Source organism: Sphaerochaeta pleomorpha str. Grapes, from assembly GCF_000236685.1.
Classification (GTDB): Bacteria; Spirochaetota; Spirochaetia; order Sphaerochaetales; family Sphaerochaetaceae; genus Sphaerochaeta; species Sphaerochaeta pleomorpha.
Map to the genome: position 1 here is coordinate 463,767 of NC_016633.1, position 24,542 is coordinate 488,308.

At 45.3% G+C, this 24,542-nt stretch carries 23 protein-coding genes and 1 other RNA gene; 16 read left to right on the forward strand and 8 right to left on the reverse strand.

Translation table 11 applies throughout. The features are described from left to right. The first annotated feature begins 85 nt into the window (after window positions 1-85). From rpe to SPIGRAPES_RS02135, 10 genes are all read left to right on the forward strand, one after another. Window positions 86-766 (forward strand): ribulose-phosphate 3-epimerase, encoded by a 681-nt coding sequence (rpe, locus tag SPIGRAPES_RS02090; RefSeq protein ID WP_014269128.1) that lies wholly within the window; start codon window positions 86-88, stop codon window positions 764-766. After that, complete coding sequence (dtd, locus tag SPIGRAPES_RS02095) at window positions 763-1,200, forward strand: D-aminoacyl-tRNA deacylase (protein WP_014269129.1); 438 nt, start codon at window positions 763-765, stop codon at window positions 1,198-1,200. Before rpe ends, dtd begins: the two co-directional genes overlap by 4 nt. Window positions 1,201-1,263: 63 nt before the next feature. Then, a complete protein-coding gene (gene recA / locus SPIGRAPES_RS02100; protein WP_014269130.1) occupies window positions 1,264-2,340 on the forward strand; it encodes a recombinase RecA in 1,077 nt (358 codons plus the stop codon). A gap of 93 nt (window positions 2,341-2,433) precedes the next feature. Further along, window positions 2,434-3,411 (forward strand): segregation and condensation protein A, encoded by a 978-nt coding sequence (locus tag SPIGRAPES_RS02105; protein ID WP_014269131.1) that lies wholly within the window; start codon window positions 2,434-2,436, stop codon window positions 3,409-3,411. Between the two features lie 46 nt (window positions 3,412-3,457). Continuing rightward, on the forward strand, window positions 3,458-4,042 hold the full coding sequence (gene scpB, locus SPIGRAPES_RS02110) for an SMC-Scp complex subunit ScpB (protein WP_245535457.1): 585 nt from the start codon (window positions 3,458-3,460) through the stop codon (window positions 4,040-4,042). Then, window positions 4,039-4,791 carry a pseudouridine synthase gene (locus SPIGRAPES_RS02115; RefSeq protein ID WP_014269133.1) on the forward strand — a complete coding sequence of 251 codons (753 nt, stop codon included), beginning with the start codon at window positions 4,039-4,041 and terminating at the stop codon, window positions 4,789-4,791. The genes scpB and SPIGRAPES_RS02115 overlap by 4 nt, the downstream gene beginning before the upstream one ends. Beyond that, on the forward strand, window positions 4,788-5,432 hold the full coding sequence (gene cmk, locus SPIGRAPES_RS02120; protein WP_014269134.1) for a (d)CMP kinase: 645 nt from the start codon (window positions 4,788-4,790) through the stop codon (window positions 5,430-5,432). Before SPIGRAPES_RS02115 ends, cmk begins: the two co-directional genes overlap by 4 nt. Window positions 5,433-5,462: 30 nt before the next feature. Further along, window positions 5,463-7,184 (forward strand): S1 RNA-binding domain-containing protein, encoded by a 1,722-nt coding sequence (locus tag SPIGRAPES_RS02125; protein ID WP_014269135.1) that lies wholly within the window; start codon window positions 5,463-5,465, stop codon window positions 7,182-7,184. Between the two features lie 70 nt (window positions 7,185-7,254). Then, window positions 7,255-7,944, forward strand: a complete 690-nt coding sequence (locus SPIGRAPES_RS02130) for a tetratricopeptide repeat protein (protein ID WP_014269136.1) — start codon at window positions 7,255-7,257, stop codon at window positions 7,942-7,944. Window positions 7,945-7,987: 43 nt separating this feature from the next. Continuing rightward, window positions 7,988-8,770 (forward strand): hypothetical protein, encoded by a 783-nt coding sequence (locus SPIGRAPES_RS02135; protein ID WP_014269137.1) that lies wholly within the window; start codon window positions 7,988-7,990, stop codon window positions 8,768-8,770. A 132-nt stretch (window positions 8,771-8,902) separates the two neighbouring features. On the opposite strand, the gene glmS is transcribed toward SPIGRAPES_RS02135, so the two are convergent. The 4 genes from glmS to SPIGRAPES_RS02155 all read right to left on the reverse strand — a co-directional run bounded on the left by glmS (window position 8,903) and on the right by SPIGRAPES_RS02155 (window position 12,701). Then, window positions 8,903-10,702: a glutamine--fructose-6-phosphate transaminase (isomerizing) gene (glmS, locus tag SPIGRAPES_RS02140; protein WP_014269138.1), complete on the reverse strand. Its 1,800-nt coding sequence runs from the start codon at window positions 10,700-10,702 to the stop codon at window positions 8,903-8,905. Window positions 10,703-10,813: 111 nt separating this feature from the next. After that, window positions 10,814-11,443 (reverse strand): ABC-2 transporter permease, encoded by a 630-nt coding sequence (locus tag SPIGRAPES_RS02145; RefSeq protein ID WP_014269139.1) that lies wholly within the window; start codon window positions 11,441-11,443, stop codon window positions 10,814-10,816. Further along, window positions 11,425-12,288, reverse strand: coding sequence for an ABC transporter ATP-binding protein (locus tag SPIGRAPES_RS02150; protein WP_014269140.1), 864 nt, complete (start codon window positions 12,286-12,288; stop codon window positions 11,425-11,427). Before SPIGRAPES_RS02150 ends, SPIGRAPES_RS02145 begins: the two co-directional genes overlap by 19 nt. A gap of 2 nt (window positions 12,289-12,290) precedes the next feature. Further along, window positions 12,291-12,701, reverse strand: a complete 411-nt coding sequence (locus tag SPIGRAPES_RS02155; RefSeq protein WP_014269141.1) for a GntR family transcriptional regulator — start codon at window positions 12,699-12,701, stop codon at window positions 12,291-12,293. Window positions 12,702-12,778: 77 nt separating this feature from the next. Here SPIGRAPES_RS02155 and mazG point away from each other — a divergent pair, with 77 nt between their 5' ends. From mazG to SPIGRAPES_RS02185, 6 genes are all read left to right on the forward strand, one after another. Next, window positions 12,779-13,603: a nucleoside triphosphate pyrophosphohydrolase gene (gene mazG, locus SPIGRAPES_RS02160; protein WP_014269142.1), complete on the forward strand. Its 825-nt coding sequence runs from the start codon at window positions 12,779-12,781 to the stop codon at window positions 13,601-13,603. 75 nt (window positions 13,604-13,678) lie between these two features. Beyond that, entirely contained in the window at window positions 13,679-14,332 is a 654-nt protein-coding gene (locus tag SPIGRAPES_RS02165) for a GntR family transcriptional regulator (RefSeq protein ID WP_014269143.1), read from the forward strand. A gap of 336 nt (window positions 14,333-14,668) precedes the next feature. After that, window positions 14,669-16,180 (forward strand): ABC transporter substrate-binding protein, encoded by a 1,512-nt coding sequence (locus tag SPIGRAPES_RS02170; RefSeq protein ID WP_014269144.1) that lies wholly within the window; start codon window positions 14,669-14,671, stop codon window positions 16,178-16,180. Further along, a complete protein-coding gene (locus tag SPIGRAPES_RS02175; RefSeq protein ID WP_014269145.1) occupies window positions 16,177-17,145 on the forward strand; it encodes an ABC transporter permease in 969 nt (322 codons plus the stop codon). Before SPIGRAPES_RS02170 ends, SPIGRAPES_RS02175 begins: the two co-directional genes overlap by 4 nt. Continuing rightward, a complete protein-coding gene (locus SPIGRAPES_RS02180; RefSeq protein ID WP_014269146.1) occupies window positions 17,142-17,972 on the forward strand; it encodes an ABC transporter permease in 831 nt (276 codons plus the stop codon). Before SPIGRAPES_RS02175 ends, SPIGRAPES_RS02180 begins: the two co-directional genes overlap by 4 nt. Next, complete coding sequence (locus SPIGRAPES_RS02185) at window positions 17,962-19,968, forward strand: ABC transporter ATP-binding protein (protein WP_014269147.1); 2,007 nt, start codon at window positions 17,962-17,964, stop codon at window positions 19,966-19,968. The genes SPIGRAPES_RS02180 and SPIGRAPES_RS02185 overlap by 11 nt, the downstream gene beginning before the upstream one ends. Window positions 19,969-20,068: 100 nt before the next feature. Here the strand turns inward: SPIGRAPES_RS02185 and SPIGRAPES_RS02190 are convergent, their stop codons facing one another. The 4 genes from SPIGRAPES_RS02190 to SPIGRAPES_RS02200 all read right to left on the reverse strand — a co-directional run bounded on the left by SPIGRAPES_RS02190 (window position 20,069) and on the right by SPIGRAPES_RS02200 (window position 24,538). Continuing rightward, window positions 20,069-22,567 carry a TIGR03960 family B12-binding radical SAM protein gene (locus SPIGRAPES_RS02190; RefSeq protein ID WP_014269148.1) on the reverse strand — a complete coding sequence of 833 codons (2,499 nt, stop codon included), beginning with the start codon at window positions 22,565-22,567 and terminating at the stop codon, window positions 20,069-20,071. A gap of 13 nt (window positions 22,568-22,580) precedes the next feature. Beyond that, window positions 22,581-23,348, reverse strand: a complete 768-nt coding sequence (locus tag SPIGRAPES_RS02195) for a hypothetical protein (RefSeq protein WP_014269149.1) — start codon at window positions 23,346-23,348, stop codon at window positions 22,581-22,583. Between the two features lie 25 nt (window positions 23,349-23,373). Next, an RNA gene (rnpB, locus tag SPIGRAPES_RS16745) (RNase P RNA component class A) lies at window positions 23,374-23,712 on the reverse strand. A 7-nt stretch (window positions 23,713-23,719) separates the two neighbouring features. Continuing rightward, on the reverse strand, window positions 23,720-24,538 hold the full coding sequence (locus tag SPIGRAPES_RS02200) for a zinc ribbon domain-containing protein (RefSeq protein ID WP_014269150.1): 819 nt from the start codon (window positions 24,536-24,538) through the stop codon (window positions 23,720-23,722). Between the last annotated feature and the right edge of the window lie 4 nt (window positions 24,539-24,542).

Here is a 24,542-nt window from a genome sequence, read left to right on the forward strand (position 1 = left end):
ACCTACTAAACATATTAACAAATATATAGTATTTTGCTTTTATTTTACGTTGCAAAAGCCTTTTTTACCTGCTATAACTTGTGGTATGGAACAAGCACCCCTTATTATTGCACCCAGTGTGCTATCGGCAGACTTTTCCCGAATTGCGGAGGAAGTCGCGACAATCAATGGCAGTGGAGCCAAATGGGTCCACCTTGATGTCATGGACGGTAGGTTTGTGCCAAATATCACGTTCGGTCCAAAATTTATAAAGGACCTGAGACCTTGCTCTCCTTTGGTATTTGACACTCACTTGATGATTTCTGAACCGGAACGGTATGTTGAGTTATTCGCCCAGAGCGGAAGCGACTTCATTACTGTCCATAGCGAAGCGACCGTACACCTTCACAGGACCTTGCAGTTGATCAGAAGCTGTGGTTGCAAGGCTGGGGTGGCAATCGTTCCCTCGACACCGGTTGTGCTCATTGAGTCAGTTTTGGACATCGTTGACCAAGTCCTGGTCATGACAGTCAACCCCGGTTTTGGTGGCCAGCAGCTCATTCCCTCAACATTGAGGAAAATCTCGGACCTTGCTCAGATTCGTCAGGAAGAAGGGTACGAGTATGTAATCAGTGTAGATGGGGGAATCAATATGAGAACCGTCAAGGAAGTTGTGGCCTGTGGAACCGATGCCGTTGTATGCGGCAATGCTTTCTTCAATGCCGATGACCGAGCCTTGTTCGTAGATCAGATGATTTCACTGGCAAGGGAAGAAAGGATCAGATGAAAAGCGTCATCCAAAGGGTATCAAAAGCTTCGGTAACCGTAGATTCCCATTTGGTCGGGAGCATTGAACACGGGCTTCTGGTCTATCTGGGAATCGAGAAGGGTGATACGCTTGAACAATTGACATGGCTTTGTAACAAAATCGGTAAACTACGTATGTTTACCGATGAGAATGGCAAAATGAATCTAAGCCTTGCCGATGTGAAAGGGGAAATCCTTGTCGTCAGTCAGTTTACCCTCTGTGCCAATCTACGCAAAGGCAATCGCCCTTCCTATGATAATGCAGCCGACCCCAAGGATGCTGAGATACTCTATGAAAAATCCCTGGCCATTTTAGCTGGCCTTGGCTTCCCGGTTTCCCATGGAAGTTTCGGGGCCCATATGCAGGTAACCTATACAAATGATGGCCCGGTCACTATGCTTCTCGATGCTTAGGCATTGAAGCAAACCGTAGGGAATTTTACCTTATCGTATTAATGAACCATGCAGGAGCATACTATGGCAAAGAATAAAGAAACTACATTCCCTACTGATTTCGCCCAGAAGAGAGAGGCTCTTGAAGCCGCACGGGTACAGATTGACAAACAATTCGGAAAGGGATCCCTGATGAAACTGGGAGATAACGAAGATACACTGGATATCGGTTGCATCTCTTCCGGGTCGCTGTTACTTGATGAAGCCCTCGGGGTTGGCGGTTATCCGAAAGGAAGGGTTATTGAGATCTATGGCCCAGAAAGTAGCGGTAAAACAACGTTGGCCCTGCATGCAATCGCAGAAAGCCAGAAAGCTGGGGGTATTGCAGCTTTTATTGACGCAGAGCATGCCCTGGACCCAACCTATGCCAAGAAGCTCGGCGTAAATATCGATGAGCTCTGGATCAGTCAGCCTGACAGCGGGGAACAAGCCCTTGAGATTTGTGAGTCACTGGTTCGTAGCGGTGCCATCGACCTTATAGTGGTTGACTCGGTTGCTGCCTTGACCCCACAGGCTGAAATCGATGGCGACATGGGAGACAGCCACATGGGCCTTCAAGCCAGGCTCATGAGCCAGGCTTTGAGAAAGCTGACAGGGTTGCTCTCGAAAAGCAATACTACCATTATCTTTATCAACCAGATCCGTATGAAAATCGGGGTAATGTTCGGCAACCCCGAAACCACGACCGGTGGAAACGCCTTAAAATTCTATGCCTCGGTTCGAATCGAAGTGAGAAAAATCGAATCTATCAGCAAAGGTGCCGATGATATTGTCGGAAACAGAGTCAGAATCAAGGTAGTGAAGAATAAGGTTTCCCCTCCCTTCAAGAAAGTCGAGCTGGATTTGTTGTTCGGGGAAGGTATCAGCTATGTGGCAAGCATCCTGGATGCTGCAATCAAATTTAATCTCATTGACAAGAGTGGCTCTTGGTACTCTTACAATGGAGAGAAAATTGGGCAGGGCAGGGATAAGACCATCGATTTCCTTAAGGAAAACCCAGACATTGCGGTTACCTTGGACAAGAAACTGCGGGCAACAATGTTTCCCCCCAAGGCTTCAAAATCCGTTCTGAAACCGGAAACCGTTTCCGAAAACAAATAACAGACGCATAGGTTTGGGGAAGCGGGTAATACCCGCTTCCTTGCCATAGACACCTTGCTCCGTTATAATTTGTTGCTATGGAGGCCGGCTGAATTGCTTGCAAATATCCCCAAGACCATTTCTCCCTCCGACCCAGACGGAAAAACCTTTCATACTACAATTTTTGACGGTCCGCTTGACCTCTTGCTCTTCTTGATTCAAAAATCTGAAGTAAATATATATGATATACCGATTTCAGAAATCACTGACCAATTCTTGGAGTATCTGACCAGTGCGAGAGATCTTGAACTTGGCGACCTGACCGGTTTCTATAAAATGGCCGCAGACCTTCTGTATATTAAAAGCAGAATGCTTCTTCCCGTCGATATTGAGTTTGACGAAGAGTATGAAGACCCTCGCCACGAACTTGTCGAACAATTGCTCGAATACCAGAAATTCCGTAAATATACAGAATTGCTTACTTCTTCCGGTAGCAATGCCGAGTTGTATATAAAGCGAAAACAAACCCAGTTCATCCTCCCTTTCGGGGATGAGGAACTCTTTCATGAAGTGTCCTTGCAGGATCTGCTTAAAACCTTCTCCCGCCTTATGACGAGCATTACGCCGAACAAGGTGTTCAACGTATATGAATCAGTCACGGTAAACGAAAAGATAGCCCTTATGAATGAACTTTTTGAAACCAGGGAGTATATCACAATTACCGATATCATCATTCATATTGATCAACCCCTGCATATCATCTGTTCCTTCATGGCAATCCTTGAATCCTGCAAGTTCAATATGATACTGATTGAACAGCGGGAAGCCTTCCAGGAAATTGTTATGCGCAGGCGTCCCGAGAACTTTGACAGTAACCTCGCAGACCTGTATGACGAGGAATATGACGAAATAGTGGAGCATGATCTCGACGATTCCGAGGATTTTGATGATTTTTCTGTCCTCATCGAAGAAGAAGATGATGAAGAAGTTCAACAAGATGAAGAAACAACGCTCGTAACTGCTGACGACGGTCGAGTTTTCCAGTATGATGATGAAGGTGAAGTCGAGCAAATCGACCTCGATGATGAATAAAACGGTAGATAGGGGTAAATACGTCTTGAAAGGGAACTCTGTTCAGTTGAAATTGGTTCAAAATGAGAATGGTCCGATCCTCAGCCCAGAGGCACGTTTAGTCGAGGTTATCCTTTTTTTGGAAAATGAACCAGTTTCGTTGGAAAAAATTTTACGGATGACCGGATTTTCCCAAACTCAAGCATTGGATGCAATTGAGGAACTCAAGAACCATTACACCCTTTTTATGCATGGCTTGGATCTAAAAGAAAGCCAGAGTGCCTATCAGTTCGTACCTTCGTCGGATTTGCATGAAAAACTTCGCGGATGCTATGGAAAGAGGGTAGACCGAAGATTATCCAAGGCTGCCTTGGAAACGCTTTCCATCGTTGCCTATAGCCAACCGGTCACACGTCGCGAGATAGATAATATCCGCGGAGTGACCAGCGATACGATCGTACGGCTTTTGAGGGAACGTGAATATATCAAGGTTGTTGGCCGGAAGGACGTCCCTGGCCATCCATGCCTCTATGGGACGTCAAGAAAATTCCTGTATGAATTCAATTTGAGCAGCATAAGTGCATTGCCAAAGCTGTCCGATATAGACCGGGAGCGATTCGTGAAGGAAAACGAGGAGAATGAAACAATATGAAATTGGAATATCCAATCCGCCTCCAGTCCTATCTTGCAAAGAGTGGGTCAGGTTCCCGAAGGTCATGCGAATCACTCATTTCGGCCGGCAGGGTCACAGTGAACACGAAACGCGTTACAGAGCTCGGAACGAAAGTCAATGCCGATGATGTCGTCATGGTCGATGACATTCTGGTTGAACCAAGCGACCGTACCTATTATTACGCCTTGAACAAGCCAAAAGGGTACGTCTGTACGAATTATGACCCTAATGAAAAGCTCTATGCACGTGATCTTATCGACATTCCAGACAAGAACCTCCTGTTTCACATCGGTAGGCTGGACAAGGAATCGAGTGGTTTGATCCTGTTTACAAACGATGGCAAGGTTGCCCAGAAAATCATGCACCCGTCACAGCAGATTGAAAAAGAGTATATGGTCAACTGCAGCACGGAAGTACGTCGGGAAGACCTTGAGGAAGCCTTAAAGGGCATCTATATCGATATCAAGCAACCGTACAGGATCAAACATTTCGAAATCCTGACCAAACGCTGGGTAAAGATTGTCCTTACCGAAGGAAAGAACAGGGAAATACGAAAAATTTTCAGTTACTATGGATATGATATCAAGCAGCTGGTCCGGGTTCGCATCGGCAGTCTTGAACTTGGAGACCTTAAGAGCGGGGAATACAGGCTGGTAACCTCCGCTGAGATCGATGAATTGCTTAGCGGAAAATCCGAAAAGTCCCAGGGGAGGAAATCCCATTCATGATTGTAGCGATTGATGGGCCTGCAGGTGTCGGAAAAAGCTCCATCGCAAAGATGATTGCTGAAACCTGCGGCTTCTATTATCTAAACTCTGGCTCTTTCTATAGAGCCTACACATACCAACACATAACTCAGGGGGGAAACCCCCTGGATAATGAGGCAGTTCTGGAAACTGCAAAAAAAACCTCTCTTTCTGTCAAGGATGGTCAGATTTGCATTGAAGGGTTGCCGGTGGAAGAAAAATTACACACACCTTCGGTAGATGCCTTTGTAGCAAAGGTCTCTGTATTCCCTCCGCTTCGCTCCTATGTAAACACCCAGTTAAGGGAAATCGCAAAAGGGCTGGATGTCATAGCTGAAGGCAGGGATGTCACCACAGTGGTTTTTCCTGACGCCGACTTGAAGTGCTATTTCGATGCCAAGCCTGAAGTCCGGGCAGAGCGCCGTTTCAAACAGCATCCTGAGGGACAAAGTTACGAGACGGTATTGAATAAAATTATTGAACGGGATGAAATTGACAGAAATAAAGCTGTAGGAGCCCTAAAGGTGGCTCCCGATGCCCTCTATATTGATACCTCGTACTTGACTATAGGGCAAGTTTGTGAGAAAGTGTTATCTGCTATTTTTGCGCATAAAGCGAAGTAAATAGGTAAATTTAGGATCAGGAGAAATCAAGTGGCTGAAGAACAAGAAATGGATGAAAAGAAGACCAAAATGCAGGATATGCTGCAGGAGGAATATCTTAAATCTCTTGATGGAATCGAAGACGGTCAACTCGTGGCCGGTACTGTTGTCCAGGTAAACAACGAGTATGTGTTCGTAGACGTTGGCTATAAGAGCGAAGGACGCATTTCCCGGGACGAATTCACAACGATTCCGGAAGTTGGTGAACAGGTAAAAGTCGTTATCATCAACAAGGAAGGGAAGGGCGGACAAATCGTCGTTTCCAAAAAACGTGCTGACTTCAAGGAACGCACTGATGAATTGAAAACCGCTGCCGAAGGTAGAACCCCTGTAATGGGCAAGTTCGAAAAGGTTATCAAGGGTGGTTTTGAGGTAGACCTCGGTGGGGAATACAAGGGTTTCTGCCCTCTGTCCAAAGCTGATGTCATCCGTGTCGAAGATCCAGAGACTTTGATTGGGATTTCCGATTATTTCATCATTGACAAATTCCATGGTGGCACAAAACTCAAGAGCGTCGTCAACAGACGAGAGTATCTTGACCAGAAAATTAAAGAAAACAAAGAGAAGTTCTTCTCTACCGTCCAGATCGGTGACGTTGTCGAGGGTGTTGTTAAATCTTTCACCTCTTTCGGCGCATTCATTGACCTTGGTGGTTTTGACGGACTGCTCCATATCAACGATATGAGCTGGGGTCACGTAACACGTCCCAAGGATTTCGTGAAGAAAGGACAGGTCGTCCAACTCAGGCTCATTAACATTGACCCAGAGACACAGAAGATCAACCTTTCTTTGAAGCACATGCAGGAAGACCCCTGGACTACTTTCGAGCACAACTTCCATGTTGGCGATGTAGTAAAGGCACCTGTAACAAAGATCACAACCTTTGGTGCTTTCATTGAAATCGAGCCCGGCATTGAAGGCCTTGCACACATTTCCGAACTGTCTTGGACAAAGAGGGTCAACAACCCCAAGGAAGTCCTGGATGTAGGCGATGTAGTAGAGGCTAAGATCCTTGGATACGACTTGGACAAGAAGCGTGTATCCCTTGGACTCAAGCAACTTGAGAGCAACCCCTGGGACACCATTGCCGAGAGATATCCTACCGGCATGACACTCTCCAAACCAGTTGTCAAAATCACCAATAGCGGTGCATTTGTCAATTTGGAAGAGGGTATTGATGGTTTCCTCCACATTGACGACATTTCTTGGACCAAGAAAGTGAAGAATATGTCTTCCTTCTGTGCAGAAGGTGATGTTATCGACGTCGTAGTTACCCGTGTCGAACCTGAGAACAGAAGAATCCGCCTTGGTGTGAAACAGCTCGAGGGAAACCCCTGGCAGACTCTTAGGCATGATTATCCCAAGTTCAGTACAATCAGCGGTGTAATAACCAATGTTACCGATTTTGGTGTATTTGTAAAAGTTCTCGGCGATATCGAAGGCCTGATCAGCAAGTTCAACTTGGTTGGACCAGATGAGGAATTCTCTGATGAAGTCTTGAAGAAGTACAATGTAGGTGACCCGATCACTGCCATGGTTGTCGAATGTAATCCTACAACCCAGAAGCTCTCCCTTTCTATCAAGGAAATGGTAAAGCGTTCACAGCAGTCAGAGATTGCCAAATACATCCATGAGGATGATGACGGCGATACCTATTCACTTGCAGATATGCTGCGTTCCAAAGATGAGGACAGGGAAAAAGGGGACAACTAAAAACCCTTTTGGATAATGCAGGCGGCTTATGCCGCCTGTATTTTACAATCTTGAAACGCGGAGATACACCATGAGTGATAAAAAAAAGGATAAGGCAGAGCTAACCAAAACCCAACAGGTCGAAGGAAAGCTGAATGCATTTCTTGGAAACAATCGCAAAATCGTTTTGGCCTTTTGTATTGTCGTAATTCTAGTCATTGCCATCGTTGCTATTGCTTCGAGTGTCAATAACAGTATTCTGAATAAGCAATTTGACCAGATTGATCAGCTCTCAACTACCTATTCTGAAATTCAGGCTGCAGACAAAGATGCAGCGGACTATCAGCAGAAAGTCGATGATCTTGTTGCCCAATTAACTGAACTTGCTTCTAAAAACAAGAAATATCCGGCTCTTAAAGCCCAATATCTCCTTGGTATGCAATCTTTTGATGAGAAAGATTATCAGAAGGCAATGGATAGTTTCCTTTCTGTATATACCAATGCTTCGGATTCTTACCTAGGATCCTTATCATTGAGCAATGCAGCTACGTGTGCTGAGAACATGAACAATGATGCTCTTGCACTGGAATACTACACAAAGCTGATCGATCAATACGGAAACAATGTTGCAGAGTCTCCGAAGGCTCTCTTCGGACAGGCTAGACTCCAGGAAAAATCAGGAAACGTAGAACTTGCCAAGGCAACGTTCCAACAGCTTGCTGACCAGTTCCCGAGTTCAGAGTTTGCAAAACTTGCCAGAAACAAATTGGTACTCCTGTAAACCGGGGTAGGGTAGTTTCTTGCAAGAAAGGAGACAGATACGTATGAAGATGAAAAGAAAACTTCTTCCTGCGGTATCTGTCTTTTTTTGTATCCTCATACTCGCAGGTTGTGGGATTGCCACAATTTTTTATATCACCGGATCTGTTACTATCGATGATGAGGATTCAGATATTTTTATAAATGCTAGTTTTAATGTGTATTCGGATGAATATAACAATCTCGACCTAATCAAAACCGGCACGGGGCCTTCTTTAATGCTTTTTTATATCCTTACTGATTCAAATGACACTTCTTTTGTTGCCAACATTAAAAGCAATTTCTCCTCCATCTATAAGAACAGCCCCTATGGCAAGATTGTAAATACTTCTGTTTCAAATCCCATTGTCTTAACCTACACGAACACGGTTTCAAATAAAACGTATGACCTTTTTGCTTTTTCTGATCCCAACAGGGTACAGTTTTCAGCACCTCATTATATAGCTTCTGCTGATGACCCCAACAATAGCAACTTTTCTTTTTCCCTGACAAGGGATGGAGATACTTCTTTGCTATATGAAATTATTCCAACCATAATAAGCGGAGATTTTTCTGTCCAGACAAGTGAAAACCTACGCCGCTATAACGGAAATAAATTCTTGAGCGATACCAATGAAATGACAGATAAGCTGGATTATGAATCGATTTCAGTTCAAGATATCCAAGATTCAACGTACTATTGCCATGTATTTGCCGCCATGTGCGTATCAGAAGGTTCCTTCAACAATATCTTTTGGACCAGCTTGGCTTCACTTGGTTATATCAAGTTTCCCACCATCACAACATGACAAACATAGATTTGAGAAGGTAAAATTTTTAGTACCATTACTTGGTAATAATATATATTCTGTTAACTAGAAACCCTAAGCAAAGGCCTTCCTTGCCAGGAGGCCTTTTTCATGTGATTTTGTGTTTGTTTGCTATTCGACCGTAACCGATTTTGCGAGGTTCCTTGGTTTATCAGGATCATTACCTTTGAGCACTGAACAATAATAGGCATACAGTTGACTGACGATTACCGTAAGCATCGGTGTGAAATACGGCTCGGTCTCAGGGATCCTGAAGACTTCATCTGCAGTATCATCAAACTCATGGACCCTGTCGAACGTTACAACCAAGGCCGTAGCACCCCTGGCCTTTACTTCCTTGATATTCGAATCCATTTTCTTATATAGCTGAGGCTGGGTGCACATGGCTACCACCAAGGTTGATTCATCTACCAGAGCAATCGGCCCGTGTTTGAGTTCTCCTGCGGCAAACGACTCACTGTGGGTATAACTAATTTCCTTGAGCTTCAAGGCGCTTTCCAGGCTTATCGCATAATCAGTAAGCCTTCCCATGAAGAACACCTTGTCCTTGTTAAACTGCCTGGCTGCAAATCGCTGGATATCTTCTTGTTTTTCCAGCAATTTCTGAGCCAGGGAAGGAATCTGGGAAAGCTGTGCCAGCAAGGTAGCATCATGGTTCTTTTTAAGTACCATGGCAATGAGATACAGGCACATCAACTGGGTTGTCAGCGCCTTCGTAGAGGCAACGGCAATCTCAGGGCCTGCCTGTGTATACATGACAAAGTCGGCTTCCCGGCTTATTGTCGAACCAACGACATTCGTAAGTGCAATGGTCTTTACCCCAAGCTCCTTAAGGAGGCGTAGCGAGGCCAGGGTGTCTGCAGTCTCACCACTCTGGCTTATTACGATACAGACGTCACCTTGGCGGCAGAGCGGCGTCCTGTAGCGCATTTCGCTTGCTACGTCGACCTCCACACTGATCTTTGCAAAATGTTCGATGACATATTTGGCAACCATCCCCGCATGGTAGGCGGAACCACACCCAACGATCAGCAAATGCGTACATTCCTGGAGCAAGGCATCGATTGCAGGTGCCAGGTGGATTTCACCGCCCTTGATCCTTGAAGCAAGGGTATCCTGCAAGGCTTTCGGCTGCTCGAAGATTTCCTTCAGCATGAAATGTTCATACCCGCATTTCTCTGCTGCCTCGATATCCCAGTCTACATGGGTTATCTCACGTTCAAGCTTATCCCCATCCATTGAATAAATCGTAACATCGTCTGAAGTAAGCAAGGCAAGTTCGTGGTCATTCAGATATTGGACTTCACGGGTAATCCCCAACAAAGGCGGTACATCACTAGCTATGAGGTTGCAGCCTTGAAAGCGTCCGATAACCAGGGGGCTGTCCTTGCGGGCAACTACCAACCGGTCCGGGTAATCCTCGCAGACTACCGCAATGGCATAGGAACCCTCGAGTCTCTTTACCGTCTCCATAACCGCAAGCAAAAGGTCGCCATTGTAATGGAAATCGACCAAGTGAGCTATTACCTCGCTATCGGTCTGGCTCTTAAAAGTTACCCCATGCTTCTCGAGCCAGGTTTTTAAGGCTGCATGGTTTTCGATGATACCGTTATGTACCACGGCAATAGAACCGGAGACATCAGTATGGGGATGGCTGTTTATATCACTGGGATCGCCATGGGTAGCCCATCGGGTATGTCCTATTCCACACATACCTTCTACCGGTTGCTGCTGGACAAGGAGTTCAAGGTTCGACAACCTTCCCTTTATTTTCCTGACAAGAAGATTGTGGTTTTCCTGCACTACCGCAATTCCTGCCGAGTCATACCCTCTGTATTCAAGCTTACGCAGAGCTTCCAAAAGAATCGGAGATGCCTGGTCAGAACCTATATAGCCAACAATCCCACACATACAAACCTCCCCATGAAATACCAACAATTAGTATAAGGAATAGCATGAAATTTGTTGTTTTTACTACTGGTTTGATGCCGTTCAAGCAAAAATGCCTTGTAAATCTCAGATTCAAATGTCCTTATTTGCGAAAAAACGCTGGGAAAGCAGCAATGAAGACCCTAACAAAGGCAAAGCAAGGATGCACAACACCCCTGACAAGGCAGTCCCATCAATGCAAGAGGATAGAATATTGCCTCCGACAAGCGACACGCCAGCACCAATCCCTGCCAAGAGAGCGAATAGCAAAAGGGTATACCAGAACCTTCCCTTTTCCAGACCCAGCTTAAAGAAAATAGGATACCCCAAAGAAGTGATGCTTATCCCGATGGCCAATTGCACGGCACATCCACGTAACAATGCCAGGATGGAAGGATTTCCAAATCTGAATACATTCACTACCGAACCTACCAGAAATGTCAAAACAACGGATAACCCGAGACAAAGCAGGGCAAGCACATATTTTTCCCTTACAATGACTGACCGGGAAAAAGGCAATCCCAATGCGTATCGGTTCCATTTGCTTTTCTCATCATAGCCCATCACCATAACAGGAAGCTTTGTCACGATAATGGCACTGAGAAAAGAAAAATACATTCCTCTACCGATCGCGACGATTGCAAGGGAGACGACAGCCAAGACAATCGTCCATTTTGCTTCTTTCTTAAGAATATACCAGTCTTTTACAAGCAATGCATGCATTTCTGTTCCCTACCCTTTGCCATCATCACCATAATCTGTTCGATACCCACCCGTTCGCTTTTTAGAAACGATGGAACCAATTCGCTTTTCATCAGGATTTCCTCAAAATACGGCAAAGACCTTACATATAGCATCGAAGATGGCTCCAATTCCTTTTTGCATTCCCCGCTACACCGTACCAGTGCATAGGAATCGAGAAGCGTCTCCTTGTCCTGGGAAAACAAAACAGACCCCTCGTGCAGGAACGTGACATAGTCACAGATTTTCTCCAGATCACTGATTATATGAGAAGAAATGAGAACAGAATGCCTCTCATCTCTGGTATAATCATTGATAATTTCCAAAATCTCGCCACGGACAATAGGGTCGAGCCCCCCAGTCGGTTCATCAAGAACCAGCAGTTCAGCATCATGAGACAAGGCGACTGCCAGTGCAAGTTTCATTTTCATACCCCTTGAGAATTGCTTGAACATTTTTCCCTTTGGCAGTGCGAACCTCTCAAGGTAGGCTAAGAACACTTTCGAATCCCAATTGTGGTAACAGTAACCCATGATTGTATCGACTTGAAAACAATTGATGCTATCTGGGAAATTGGCTTCATCCAGAACGAAGCCTATCCTCTGCTTGGCTGTCTGGAAGGTAGTCGGATCATCATTTCCAAAGACCTCGATACGGCCCGAGTCAGGATTAACCATATGCATTAGCAACTTGACCAAAGTAGTCTTCCCTGCCCCATTCTCACCAACCAAGCCCATGACGGTCCCGCAAGGCAAGGAAAGATCCTGTATCGAAAATTCGAAACCAGGATATTTCTTTGTAACGGAGTCAAAGTGAAAAGCGTCCATATTCAATCCCCTTCCTTTAAAAGCTGATACATACAGCCAAGCTCCTCATCACTCAAATCACAGAAATTAGCCAGTAGCAGAATGGAACGCATGTGCTCTTCAATCTGTTTCAGGTATTCTTCCTTGATGTGTTCCTTGTCCCTGGCTGCCACAAAACAGCCCTTTGAGGCAACCGAATTAATAAACCCCTGCATTTCCAGTTCGTCATAGGCACGCTTGGTCGTTATGACACTGACACGCAAATCTTTTGCAAGGGCACGTATGGAAGGAAGATTTTCTCCCTCTTTTAACACGCTGGATAAAATCTGTGCCTTAATCTGTTCGGCAATCTGTTCGTAGATCGGCTGTGAACTGGTGTTGCTAAGTAAGATATGCAGGGGCTGCCTCCTTTTCTGTATATATACAGTACACACAGTATATACATCATGTCAAGTATTTCTCTACGGTTTATATTCTTTTCACCCTCCCCTGTTTTGGGTATACTCTCACTATGATTGAATACACTTACAAGCAGGCAGAAGATTTACAAGCTGCCTTACAACAACTTTTTGAAATCGTTACGATGCTCCGAAGTCCTGAGGGATGCCCCTGGGACCGGGAGCAGACAACTAAAACCGTAGCTACCTCGCTTATGGACGAAACCTACGAATACCTTGATGCCATTAACGCCAATGACACGCAAGGGGCCAGTGAAGAAATCGGCGATGTGATGCTGAATGTCATGCTGTTGCTTGAGATACACAAAGAACATAATGATTTCGATATTGTCGGCTCCATAAACGGGGTTTGTGAGAAACTGGTCCGCAGGCACCCCCATGTATTCTCAACCGAGCATGCAGAAAACAGCACGCAGGTGCTTGACCTCTGGAACAAGATAAAAGTTGAGGTTGAAGGCAAGAAAGCCTCGACTGACGATTTTTTCAGCCGTGTCCCCAAATCGCTTCCGCCTCTCGAAATGGCCAATGAAATCCAGAAGAAAATTCAGAAAGTCGGTTTTGACTGGCCAGGCATACAGGGCGTCGTTGATAAGGTCAAGGAAGAACTGCAAGAGGTCGTCGAAGCAAATTCCTCTTTAGATCGTTGCCAGGCAGATGTGGAATTGGAAATCGGTGACTTATTGTTCTCGGTAGTCAACCTTGCACGTTACCTCCACATCTCCCCGTCTGTTGCCCTGCACAGGTCAAACAGGAAAGTACAGAAACGTTTCAATGAAGTTGCACGCCTCTGCAAAGCTCGCGAGATAACCTTGTCTGGAGAAAACCTTGCCCAGATGGATGGCATCTGGGACGAAGTCAAAAAGACAGAAAAGCTGTAAAAAGCCGTCATTGGCCAAGGTAATATACGATTATCAGTATTGTTCGCCTTTTGCTATCGTGATACACTTCCTGCCATGGAAACCGACGAGAAGGAAAAAGGGACAGCCAAACGCAAAAAGCACGAAATTGTGGCTGTATATGACCGTATCGCTTTTGATATTGCAAACAGGATAGCAAAAGGGGAAATAGCGGAAGGGGCACGTCTCTCCGGCCGGTCTACCATGTCCAGTGAATACGGGGTTTCCCCTGAAACGATACGGAGAGCCTTTTCCCTTCTGGAAGAAATGGCTGTTGTACTGGTACAGCACAACAGTGGCGTTGTCGTCCTTTCGCGCGACAATGCAAAAAAATATATCACACGCCACGGAAGCCGAACGGAAACCAGGGTAATCCTTTCCCGTATCAAGGACCTTATAGAGGAACATGAGCGAATAGACAGGGAACTGTTCAATATAACCAAGGAACTGGTTACGGCAACTGAACGCTTTACCGCAAGCAATCCTTTTTCCCCGTACGAATGCAGCATCAGTGCCAAATCAAAGGCCCTCGGAAAAACACTTGCCAACCTGAATTTCTGGCAGAAAACCGGAGCTACGGTAATTGCAATTCGGAGAGAGGACTCCATCCTTCTCTCCCCCGGCCCAGACTTTTCCCTGGCAAAGTCGGATGTGCTGGTTATTGTCGGCGATCTGAAAACCCGCGAACTGGTCCTTGAACTAATCAGCTAACCTATTTCATCGACAATCTTAAATTATACAATTTTATCGTAATGTATAGCACATCTATACATGTCCTAAGCATGTCTGTTGTTGTGCACAATTATCATCTTTTCGCAATTCTTCATTTTTTCCCACTTTCATACAAAATTTTTTATTGCTTATATTAAATAGTTTTATCAGTGTTTTTCCTGCTCCTTGACAAACTGCCACTCTCCATATGATAATTAAGTTGTTGGTTCTCGCCATCAATACCACTTCGTTTTTATAGGTTGTCTAACGGTTTTCAACCGACTGCGTCGCAGTATTCATGTCCAAACCAACATCGATTCATTTAATGGAGGTTATATGAAACGTACAATACTAATTCTCGCCCTTATGATGAGTGTCATGCTTGTCCCTCTGTTTGCAACTGGGGAAAAAGAAGCTGTTACGCAAGAAAAACAGATTCGCATAGCAGAGCAGGTCCCAAATCTCATTACCCCTGGAGTCTGGGATGGCCAAACTTTCTCATTGAATTCGTCAATTTATGAATATCTTGTTGAAATCAATCCCGATACCAAGGAATTGGTTCCCGTTCTGGCTACCAGTTGGTCAACAACCGATGGCAAACGCTGGGAATTCAAACTTCGCCAAGGCGTTACCTTCCAAGATGGTTCTGCTTTTGACTCTGCTGATGTCAAATATACAATCGAAAGAACCCAGGATGAGACTATCGGGCATTTGAAGAAACAGGATTTTGCCGTTGTATCCTCAATTGAGACACCGGACAAATTTACGGTCATCCTCAACTTGAAAGAAGCAAGGCCGACTTTCATCTATCTGATGACCGATTACAACATGCCAATGCTCTCAAGCGATTACGATTATGCAAATCTCGGAGAGAGCAAACCGATGGGTACCGGTCCTTTCATACTGCAGCAGATGATTCCCAAGGAATCGGCAGTTCTTGTTAAGAATGCAAATTATTGGGCCCCAGGCCTTCCGAAGGTCGACAAGCTACTTATTTACTTCGTACCCGATATCGATGCCAGCGTTTCCATGCTTGAGGCAGGAAAAGTCGATGTCGTCCCTTTCATAACACCTGTTATCAAGCAACGTCTTGAAAGCATCGGTGGAATATCGGTAATTTCGCCATATCAGGAACATCGTTTCGTTGCAATGGCTGAAAACATGAAACCCTTTGATGACAATCGTGTCCGATTGGCTCTCAAATATGCCATGGATCCCCAGATCATTGCAAAAAGCGTAACCCAGATGGACCTTGGAAAGGGTTCGAACTACAATGAGACTCCGCTGCTCAATACCCTCTCCCAATACAAGGAAATGCCTTTACGTGGTCAAGATATTGCAAAAGCAAAAGCCTTGCTGAGTGAAGCCGGGTATCCAAACGGCGTAACCGTTGAATTGTACTTCGCTTCGGATCATCCGTTCGGCAAAGAACTTGCCCAGACCATCAAAGAGCTTGCAGCACCTGCTGGATTTACCATTAACCTCAAGGGCTATCCCCGTGACGTCTATTTGACCCAGTATTGGTTGAACGTTCCCTTCTGTATTACAGGTTGGGGCGGAAGAATCGATCCATCCATGTTACTTGCCTATGCATTCAAATCGACGGGTCCTTGGAATGAATCACACATGAACAATGCCAAAGTCGATGAGCTGATCAATAAGATATCTGCAGAGGTTAACGACGCCAAAAGGAATGAATACTATCATGAGTTGCAGGACATTTTCTATGAAGAAGGTACTGTTCTGAATGTACAGGTCCCTTATTTGGTTGCCATCAGTGATAAGGTTGTTGGCTATAAGCAGCCTTTGACAATGCTGCCACAATACAAATACACCGATATAAAATGAATAGAACAGCATCAATATTTCTAAAAAGGCTAGGGTCACTTTTAGTGACCCTGGTAATTATGTCTCTCATTATTTTCCTCTTGGTTGAGATTATGCCCGGAGATGTCGCACAGATGATTCTCGGGCAGAGTGCTACACCCGAGGCGGTTCATGCCCTCAGGGAAGCCCGCGGGTTGAACGACCCTGTCATGATACGTTATTTCCGCTGGGTAACCGGTGTAATACGTGGTGACCTTGGCGATTCAATCTATATGCAAGGGGTTTCGATTAACTCGATCCTCTGGCGTAAAGTAGGACATTCTTTGATCCTTGCACTGACCGCCTTCATTATTTTCGTCCCATTATCCATTGTCTTGGGAGTTTTGGCCGGGGTAAAAAAAGAAAAACCCACCGACTCAATCATTTCTTTCCTTGGCTTGGCTACCATGGCCTTGCCAGAATTTGTTTCAGGTGTATTTCTCATTACCATTTTCGGAGTGCAACTGAAATGGCTTCCCATAGTCAGTATTATCCCCATCGGGGAATCACTGTTCGAAAACCTTAACATACTGCTTCTCCCTGCCCTTTCCATTACCTTTGTAATGTTCGGATATGTATCGAGGATGCAACGCTCCTCCATGATCCAGGTATTGGATTCAGACTACGTCCGTGCAGCGATTTTAAAAGGAATGCCCAGAAGATATGTCATTTTTCGGCATGCATTAAAGAATGCCCTGCTACCTACCATCACCATCATCGGGATGAACATCGGCTGGCTATTCGGAGGCCTTGTCGTGGTTGAAACGCTCTTTGGGTTCCCCGGCATGGGTTCACTGCTCATGACCGCCATCAAGACACGCGATGTCCCGCTTATAGAAGCCTGCGTTTTGCTGATAACTGTTATTTATTCACTCTCAACCATGATTACAGATATGCTTTACAGTTATCTGAATCCTAGAATCAGGTTTGCCGGAGGTCAAAAATGAAATACCTTTGGTATCAAATGAAAAAACATCCCCTTTCGTTTTTCGGAATAGCAATCATAGTGATATGGGTAATCCTGGCACTATTCGGACCTTCTATGCTTTCGTTCAGTTTTACCGAAATGGATTCAACCAACCAAATGATAGCCCCGGGACATGCAGGACATCTTTTTGGAACCGATAGTCTTGGACGGGATATCCTATCCCGTATCGTCTACGGTAGCCGGTCGATCCTTACGGTCGCCTTGATGACTTCGATTATTTCCACATGCATTGGTGTTATCCTTGGTTTCATGGCAGGGTATTTCGGAGGAAATATTGATTTCATATTCCTCAGGGTTATGGATGTGCTCATGGCTATCCCCCCTTTGGTTTTGGCCATGGTTGTTCTGGGGATACTGGGGGATTCATCAATAGTTTCCCTTACCCTAATCGTATCCATTGCTTTTGTGCCTGCAACGGCAAGGGTTTCCAGAGGTGTGCTCCTTACCGAGAAAAGCCATGAATATGTTTCTGCTGCGAGGATTCGGGGAGAAAGCAATCTCTATATTATGTTTGTCGAGATTCTTCCCAATACCACTGGACCAATCATCGTTGAGGCTACTGCCCGTTTCGCTTATTCAATCATGATGGTAGCATCCCTTGGATTCCTTGGGGTTGGGCTGCAACCACCTACACCTGACTGGGGTATGATGGTCATTGAAAACAAAGCCATCATCTCACAGGCACCCTGGGCCGTATTGTTCCCTGCCCTAGCCATTGCCTCCCTGGTTATCGCAATTTCGATTTTCTCTGACTTTGTCAGCAAGGTACTCATACATGAACGATAATATACTGGATATTGAACATTTGAATGTTTCTTTCAAAACCTTTGAAGGCGAGTTTGCAGCCGTACGGGATGTCTCCCTTTCCCTCGCTCTTGATGAATCCATCGGAATCATCGGAGAAAGCGGATGCGGGAAAAGCACCCTTGCCTACTCGATCATGCGATATGTTGCCAGCAACGCGGTCGTTGAAGGTGCAATCAAATTCAAAGGTGAAAACCTTCTGGAGAAATCGGAACAGGAAATGAGCTCATTCCGCGGTAACCGTATCGCAATGGTCTATCAAAATCCGTCATCATCGCTTAACCCTGCCCTCACCATCGGGTTCCAACTCGATGAAGTCGGTATATTCCATCAGAAACTTTCCAAGGAAAAAGCAAGGAAAGCATCCCTTGAAGCCTTGAAAATGATGAATATTGGCGACCCGAAAGGCATCGTACGCCGATATCCCCATCAGATCAGTGGAGGTATCCAGCAACGTATCTGTATTGCCATGGCTATCCTATGCCGTCCCGACCTCATGATACTTGATGAACCTACCACTGCCTTGGATGTTACCACTGAGGCAATCATCCTTGACTCGATCAATAAGCTCAGGGAAAAACTCCATATGTCCCTCATTTACATTTCCCATGATATGGGTGTCATCAACAAGGTCTCCGACCAAGTCGTAGTGATGTACAATGGAGAAATCGTTGAACAGGGACCAAAAGAAAAGATCTTTGAACACCCCTTCCATCCCTACTCCCGGGCATTGATCAACTGCATGCCCCGCGGAGGTATAGTCAAAGAGAATACACGGCTCAATACTATCCCCGGGTATGTAAAACGACGCGGTATCATCGAAAGCGGTTGTCCCTATGCAGACCGATGCGACCAGCATACCCCTACCTGTGAGAGTATGCTCATGTTCAGACAAGTTGATAATCTTCATTATGCATCCTGTGACCGGGCTTATGCTAAAGATGGCGAAGAGCTGGTTATCAAAAAAAGAACACCAAGGAAAAGAATTCCCAAACATATAGAAGAGACAGAGGACAACGAACCGTTGCTTGAAATCCTTAATTTGAACAAAGTATATGGGTCCCTTCGCAAGGTGTATGCTGTCAATGACATCTCCGTCTCAGTAAAAAGCGGAACAGTATTGGGAATAGTAGGGGAATCAGGATGCGGGAAATCGACTACGGGCCATATGGTTTCGGGGTTATTCAAACCGACTAAGGGTAAGATTTTGTTTGAAGGTAAAGATATTTCGATTGCCTGGAACAAACGTTCTGCTGAAACACTGAAAGATATCCAGTTGATTTTCCAAAACCCCGGAAGAAGCCTAAACCCTTCCCATACGGTGGAACAAATTATTGCCAGGCCGATGAAACGCCTTTCCAAAATCAACTCAGCTGCCGAACGACGCAAGCTTATCGTCTCACTGCTTAATAAAGTCGACCTTGGCGAAGAATACCTACTCAAAAAACCAAACCAGCTAAGTGGAGGCGAACAACAGCGCGTAGCTATCGCCAGGGCTCTTTCCATATCCCCAAAATTGATTGTCTGTGACGAACCTACCAGTGCGCTGGATGTTTCCGTACAGGCTTCAGTGTTGAACTTGCTCAATGACCTGCAGATCGATACTCAGATTACCTATCTTTTCATCTCCCATGATTTGAATGTAATCAATTATCTCAGTGATACCATCATGGTCATGTACGCAGGCAAGATTTGTGAATTCGGGACCCGTGACGAAGTCATGGCACCCCCCTACCACCCCTATACAGAAGCCTTGCTTTCTGCGATTCCAGAGGTGGACCCGACCAAGAAAAAAGACCCCATCAGGCTTGAAGGCTCCTTGCCGAATCCTGGCAAGAAACAGAAAGGTTGCCCGTTTGCAAGCAGATGTCCTCGTAAGGTTGGGGCAATCTGTTCCAATGTGTATCCGCCGATGGTTAAACTTAGTGACTCACATTATTATTATTGCCACATCAAACCGGGACCGAAGCAGGATTAATCCTCTTGTTCCCGATTACAACGAAGGTTCGGCTATTAGCCGAACCTTCGTTGTATTAAGCTATACTACTCGTTTACCAACCTAGGTAACTGCCTTTGGCTCAGGCAAGCGACAAAGCAGCGGCAGTTTCCCTGAATCGTTCCATCTGCTTAGTAAAGAACCCGATATAATCGTCATCCCAGCTACCGGCACAGATGGTAATTCTTTTGATAGTTATCTTCGATGCAATATCAAATTTATCGGCCTCGGGTCCGAAAATACTCTTCACCATATTCTTTTCGCCCAGTACCTTGACCTCATAGAGATATTCCCCACTCTGACGGACTGAAATCTCATTTGTCGATTTCGGTTCCCACTGTCTGAGAAGCGCATCGTAGGCGATATTACCCCGCGTATTGATGCTATAAATACTTCCTTTGATATATTTTGCCAGGGTTATCTTTTTCCCTAGGTCAGCAAACAGCACCTTCTTCAGCTCATAGCCTTCAGGCAGCGCCTTCTGCAGCATATCCTTGACCATTTTCTCCGTAACCCCTGGGTCCAGGTCAAGATCTGCCAACATAACCTCGTTATCGCCTTCAATCCCCAAGGACAACGGATTTACAAACTCCAGTTTTGGTTTCGGGTTATACCCTTGGGTAAACTGAAGATGCAATGTGCTCCGCTGGAAAGCCATTTCGAAATTGCGCATCGCATTGATGTGGCTGATATACAGAGACCTTCCAAGCCTCCTGTAGGTAAGTATCACCTGCATAGGATTACGCAAAGGGGAAACCTTGGGTGCCAGAACCAACCTTTTCTGCCTCACCTCTTCCAAAACAGGATCGGCATCAGTAGTGTCGACAACTTCTGTCACCTTGGAACAGACTCCGCATAGATGTTCACAGTCATTCTGGCAACGGTCAAGCAATATGGAGGCCATTGCATTCTTGCATTCGCTTTTTAAAAATTCCTTGCTTACCCGCATGGAAACTGAGTCCCAGGGAAGTTCCTCATCCATTTGTTTCGGCTGGAAGATTGCCTCGCCGGGGTCATAAGGAGCCTCAGCGATTGCTTCGAACCAGAGGTCCGGTTTTAAAAACTCATCCCAGGCATCAAGGCGGCAACCTTTTCTATAGGCACTTTCGAGCACTGAACCAAAACGTTCGTCCCCCCTGCTGATAAGCCCCTCAATGTAGCTGACATTCGGTTCATGGTAACTTACCTTACAACCACGGATTCTTTCCTGTATTGCCCTCTTAAGTGTAGAAAGCTGGGAATAGGATTCCTCAGGGCGCAACTGGGCAGCCCACTGGAACGGAGTATGCGGTTTTGGGATAAAGGTCCCGATATTAATGTTCATATTGATATGGGTAGCATCATACACTTTGGCAAGATAGTCTACGATTGCCTGGTTTTCCAATTCACGGTCAACAAACGGCAAGCCGACCATGAAATAGAATTTAGCAAGTTTCCACCCACGCCTTTTTGCCTCATCGGCAATGGCCACTACCCTTTCTACAGGTACTTCCTTGTTGATAGCCCTCTGCCATTGCAACAAAGGTGTTTCTATGGCAAAGGTCAGACCGCTTTTGCGAACCTCGGAAAGCTGTTCCAGGATATCGAGGGAAAAAGAGCTTACCTTGAGGCTAGGAAGAGAGAAAGAGATATGATCTGTCGAATACTCAGCATTCAAGGTCTCGATAAGTTCCTTGATATACGGATGGTCCCCGCTCGACAATGAAGAAAGGGTCACTTCCCTGAATCCAAACCCAAACACATTCTGGTCTATCTGGGACTTGATAGTCTCATACTGTTTTTGCCTGTAGGGTTTGTAATATTGGCCGGCATGGCAGAACCTGCAACTGTTGGGACATCCGCGCATTATTTCGACCACCCCATTATCCTGGGCTACCTTGAAATTCGGTACGACATAATACTTGTACGTATGGTCTTCAAGGGAAGCAAAATCATGGTCAAAAGTTCTGGAGGCGAGTTTTTTTCCAGGATACCACAGGAAGTTGAATTTTTTCAAAGCCTCAATCTGCTGTGTCCTTGTATTGCCTTTGGCCTTCCCTTCACGGAGAGCCTCAACAAGTTCCACCAGTCCGTTTTCTGCTTCACCAATGAACATGAAATCTATGAATTTCGAGAACGGCAGAGGATTGGTTGACGCTGGTCCACCACAGATAACAATAGGGTCACTTTCCTTTCTGTCTTCCGTATGGAGGGACATCCCTCCGAGTTCAAGTATTTGGAGAATATTGGTTGCGCATAACTCATACCCAATGGAAATATTTAATAGGTCTAGTTCATGGAGAGGTTTTCCCAGGTCCAGTGTATACAGGGGAAGGTTTTTCTCACGAAGAAGTTTCTCAAAGTCATGCCCTACAGAAAAAACCCGGTCACAGTGTACCGTGGGCATAGTATTGAGAATATCGTAGAGAATCCTGACGGCATTGTTGCTCATTCCTATTTCATACAGATCCGGAAAACACATAGCAGTATAAAAATCAATATTGTCCATGTCTTTCTGCCCATAATGGAATTCGCCGCCGGTATATCTTGATGGATTTTGGATTAAAAGGAGATCATCCTTAATTTGTTCTAATACGTTCATCGCTTCCTTCTTGTTATTTATTGGCCAAGGTTTCATATTTTCGTTGTAGGACCCGTTGGTCGGCATAGCCATAGAGCTTTTCCAAAACCAAATAGACTCTCTTGAGTCCCACGCTTTCGGTACATGACTTTTCTAGGGGAATTGCCAGTTTCAGCAACCCATTCGCATAGTCAGGTTTTACTGTATCAGAAGCAGCAAATTCAAGCAATGCAAGTTGTTCATCCGGTGAGAGAGTGAGAAATGCATCAAAGAGGTTTTCAATACTAGCCTTTGCATTCACCAGCAGCAATGCATACTGGTAGGCATCAACGGAGTCTTTCAGATAACTTTTGAAAACCTGATTTGCCTTTTCTGCCTGTTTGGCGGCAACCAAAGCCTGATAATAATATCGCGGTAATTCACCGCCTAGCCATCCTGATTGTTCCAAAATACCAGCACTCTCTATCACCCTCTGATATTGCTTTACCTGGAACCCAATTTTACACATCAGTTCATTTGCTTCGCGCCAAGAAGCATTTTCATGATCGGTCATTGCAAGATATAGGGAAAGCTCGCTGTAGGCTACTGCAGTGTTTCCCAAAGAATCATTTGCCTTCGCTTCCCAAAAAAGATACTCACTCTGCACAGATTCCTTGAGCAGAGTCTGGGCAATCTTCACGGTTCCTACATAGTCTTTTTGTTCAAAGGAATTTCTTAGTTCCTGGTTAGGATCTTTTTTACATCCCGGGAAAAAGACAAAAAGGGAGAACAAAAGACACACAGACAATGTTCGTATGTGCATATACTTGTTCTCCCAACAACTATCAAAAAAAGGCAAGCAATAAGCCGGGTTCTGTTTATGATGATCATCTATCCACATGCATTGTTACCAATACCCTGTAGCAACCGACCCGCAGGCTAAAGACGGACTACCCAACCTGCTGCTTGGTTTTGCTCCTGACGAGGCTTACCCTGCCATAGCTGTTGCCAGCTACGCGGTGGGCTTTTACCCCACCATTTCACCCTTACCGGAAAACCGGCGGTATATTTTCTGTGGTGCTTTCTATAGCGTTACCGCTCCCGGGCGTTACCCGGCGTCATGTCCTATGGAGCCCGGACTTTCCTCAAGCGGCCTTTCGGCCGCCCGCGATCATCTAGCTTGCCTTAAAAAACCTAGAGCAAATCGTCAAATTCACTGCTATCGACAAAATTGGCCAAGCCAGAATCTTCGATATCAGCATCTTCAACATGTTTCTTGAACTGTTCCTCAGCACCCTCGACATCCTCATAATACAGGATACGGCTGCAGTACGGACAGAAATCAATCTGAGTCTGAGAGCGAACATCGTTGACGAACTGAATCGGCAATACGATATGGCATCCCTGACAAATCAATCCATGGATAGGGACAATACCCTTACCTTTCTTGTTTTTCACAATATTGCAGAACTTAATGAAAAGTTCCTCGGAAATATCATTACCGATATATCCTTCGCAAGCAGCAATAACCTTGTTAAGAAGGGCTTTCTTGGTAGTAAGCAAGTTTCCGATCTTACTTGACTCTGCATTCACTTCATTGGTCTGGAGCAACATAAGCTGCTCTTTCTCGGTGAGGTGCTCACTGAATTCATTAACTTGCTTTTCCTTGGCATGGACCTGTTTGAGAAGGCTCTGTTCCTTGGATGCTGCATCTTTGATTTCTTTCTCCAATGCTTCGAACTCACGCTGGGTATTGATCAATTCCATTTGTTTCTCGGAATTTTCCCTTGCATGGACCGCATCATCATATTGGATGCGGAGGCTCTTCAATTCATCCTTGGCAACTTCGCTTTTATCGTTTTCCTCAATGTATTCCTTGTTGATTTTATCAAGCAACTCCTGCTTGACTCTCAAATCCCTCGGCAACTTGACAATCTCTTCCTCAAGGGAAAAACGCTCGGTAAGTTTTTCCTGCAATTGGTTGAGTTTTGCGAATACTTCTGCTTCTTCCATCATT

What these genes read in the sequence shown, in the direction of transcription:
- SPIGRAPES_RS02190 (WP_014269148.1), bottom strand. Translation starts at nt 22,567, where the DNA reads ATGAACGTATTAGAACAAATTAAGGATGATCTCCTTTTAATCCAAAAT.
- SPIGRAPES_RS02135 (WP_014269137.1), top strand. Translation starts at nt 7,988, where the DNA reads ATGAAGATGAAAAGAAAACTTCTTCCTGCGGTATCTGTCTTTTTTTGT.
- SPIGRAPES_RS02145 (WP_014269139.1), bottom strand. Translation starts at nt 11,443, where the DNA reads ATGCATGCATTGCTTGTAAAAGACTGGTATATTCTTAAGAAAGAAGCA.
- SPIGRAPES_RS02165 (WP_014269143.1), top strand. Translation starts at nt 13,679, where the DNA reads ATGGAAACCGACGAGAAGGAAAAAGGGACAGCCAAACGCAAAAAGCAC.
- SPIGRAPES_RS02180 (WP_014269146.1), top strand. Translation starts at nt 17,142, where the DNA reads ATGAAATACCTTTGGTATCAAATGAAAAAACATCCCCTTTCGTTTTTC.
- dtd (WP_014269129.1), top strand. Translation starts at nt 763, where the DNA reads ATGAAAAGCGTCATCCAAAGGGTATCAAAAGCTTCGGTAACCGTAGAT.
- SPIGRAPES_RS02200 (WP_014269150.1), bottom strand. Translation starts at nt 24,538, where the DNA reads ATGGAAGAAGCAGAAGTATTCGCAAAACTCAACCAATTGCAGGAAAAA.
- SPIGRAPES_RS02175 (WP_014269145.1), top strand. Translation starts at nt 16,177, where the DNA reads ATGAATAGAACAGCATCAATATTTCTAAAAAGGCTAGGGTCACTTTTA.
- SPIGRAPES_RS02115 (WP_014269133.1), top strand. Translation starts at nt 4,039, where the DNA reads ATGAAATTGGAATATCCAATCCGCCTCCAGTCCTATCTTGCAAAGAGT.
- SPIGRAPES_RS02195 (WP_014269149.1), bottom strand. Translation starts at nt 23,348, where the DNA reads ATGCACATACGAACATTGTCTGTGTGTCTTTTGTTCTCCCTTTTTGTC.
- SPIGRAPES_RS02130 (WP_014269136.1), top strand. Translation starts at nt 7,255, where the DNA reads ATGAGTGATAAAAAAAAGGATAAGGCAGAGCTAACCAAAACCCAACAG.
- rpe (WP_014269128.1), top strand. Translation starts at nt 86, where the DNA reads ATGGAACAAGCACCCCTTATTATTGCACCCAGTGTGCTATCGGCAGAC.
- SPIGRAPES_RS02150 (WP_014269140.1), bottom strand. Translation starts at nt 12,288, where the DNA reads ATGGACGCTTTTCACTTTGACTCCGTTACAAAGAAATATCCTGGTTTC.
- glmS (WP_014269138.1), bottom strand. Translation starts at nt 10,702, where the DNA reads ATGTGTGGGATTGTTGGCTATATAGGTTCTGACCAGGCATCTCCGATT.
- SPIGRAPES_RS02185 (WP_014269147.1), top strand. Translation starts at nt 17,962, where the DNA reads ATGAACGATAATATACTGGATATTGAACATTTGAATGTTTCTTTCAAA.
- mazG (WP_014269142.1), top strand. Translation starts at nt 12,779, where the DNA reads ATGATTGAATACACTTACAAGCAGGCAGAAGATTTACAAGCTGCCTTA.
- cmk (WP_014269134.1), top strand. Translation starts at nt 4,788, where the DNA reads ATGATTGTAGCGATTGATGGGCCTGCAGGTGTCGGAAAAAGCTCCATC.
- recA (WP_014269130.1), top strand. Translation starts at nt 1,264, where the DNA reads ATGGCAAAGAATAAAGAAACTACATTCCCTACTGATTTCGCCCAGAAG.
- SPIGRAPES_RS02170 (WP_014269144.1), top strand. Translation starts at nt 14,669, where the DNA reads ATGAAACGTACAATACTAATTCTCGCCCTTATGATGAGTGTCATGCTT.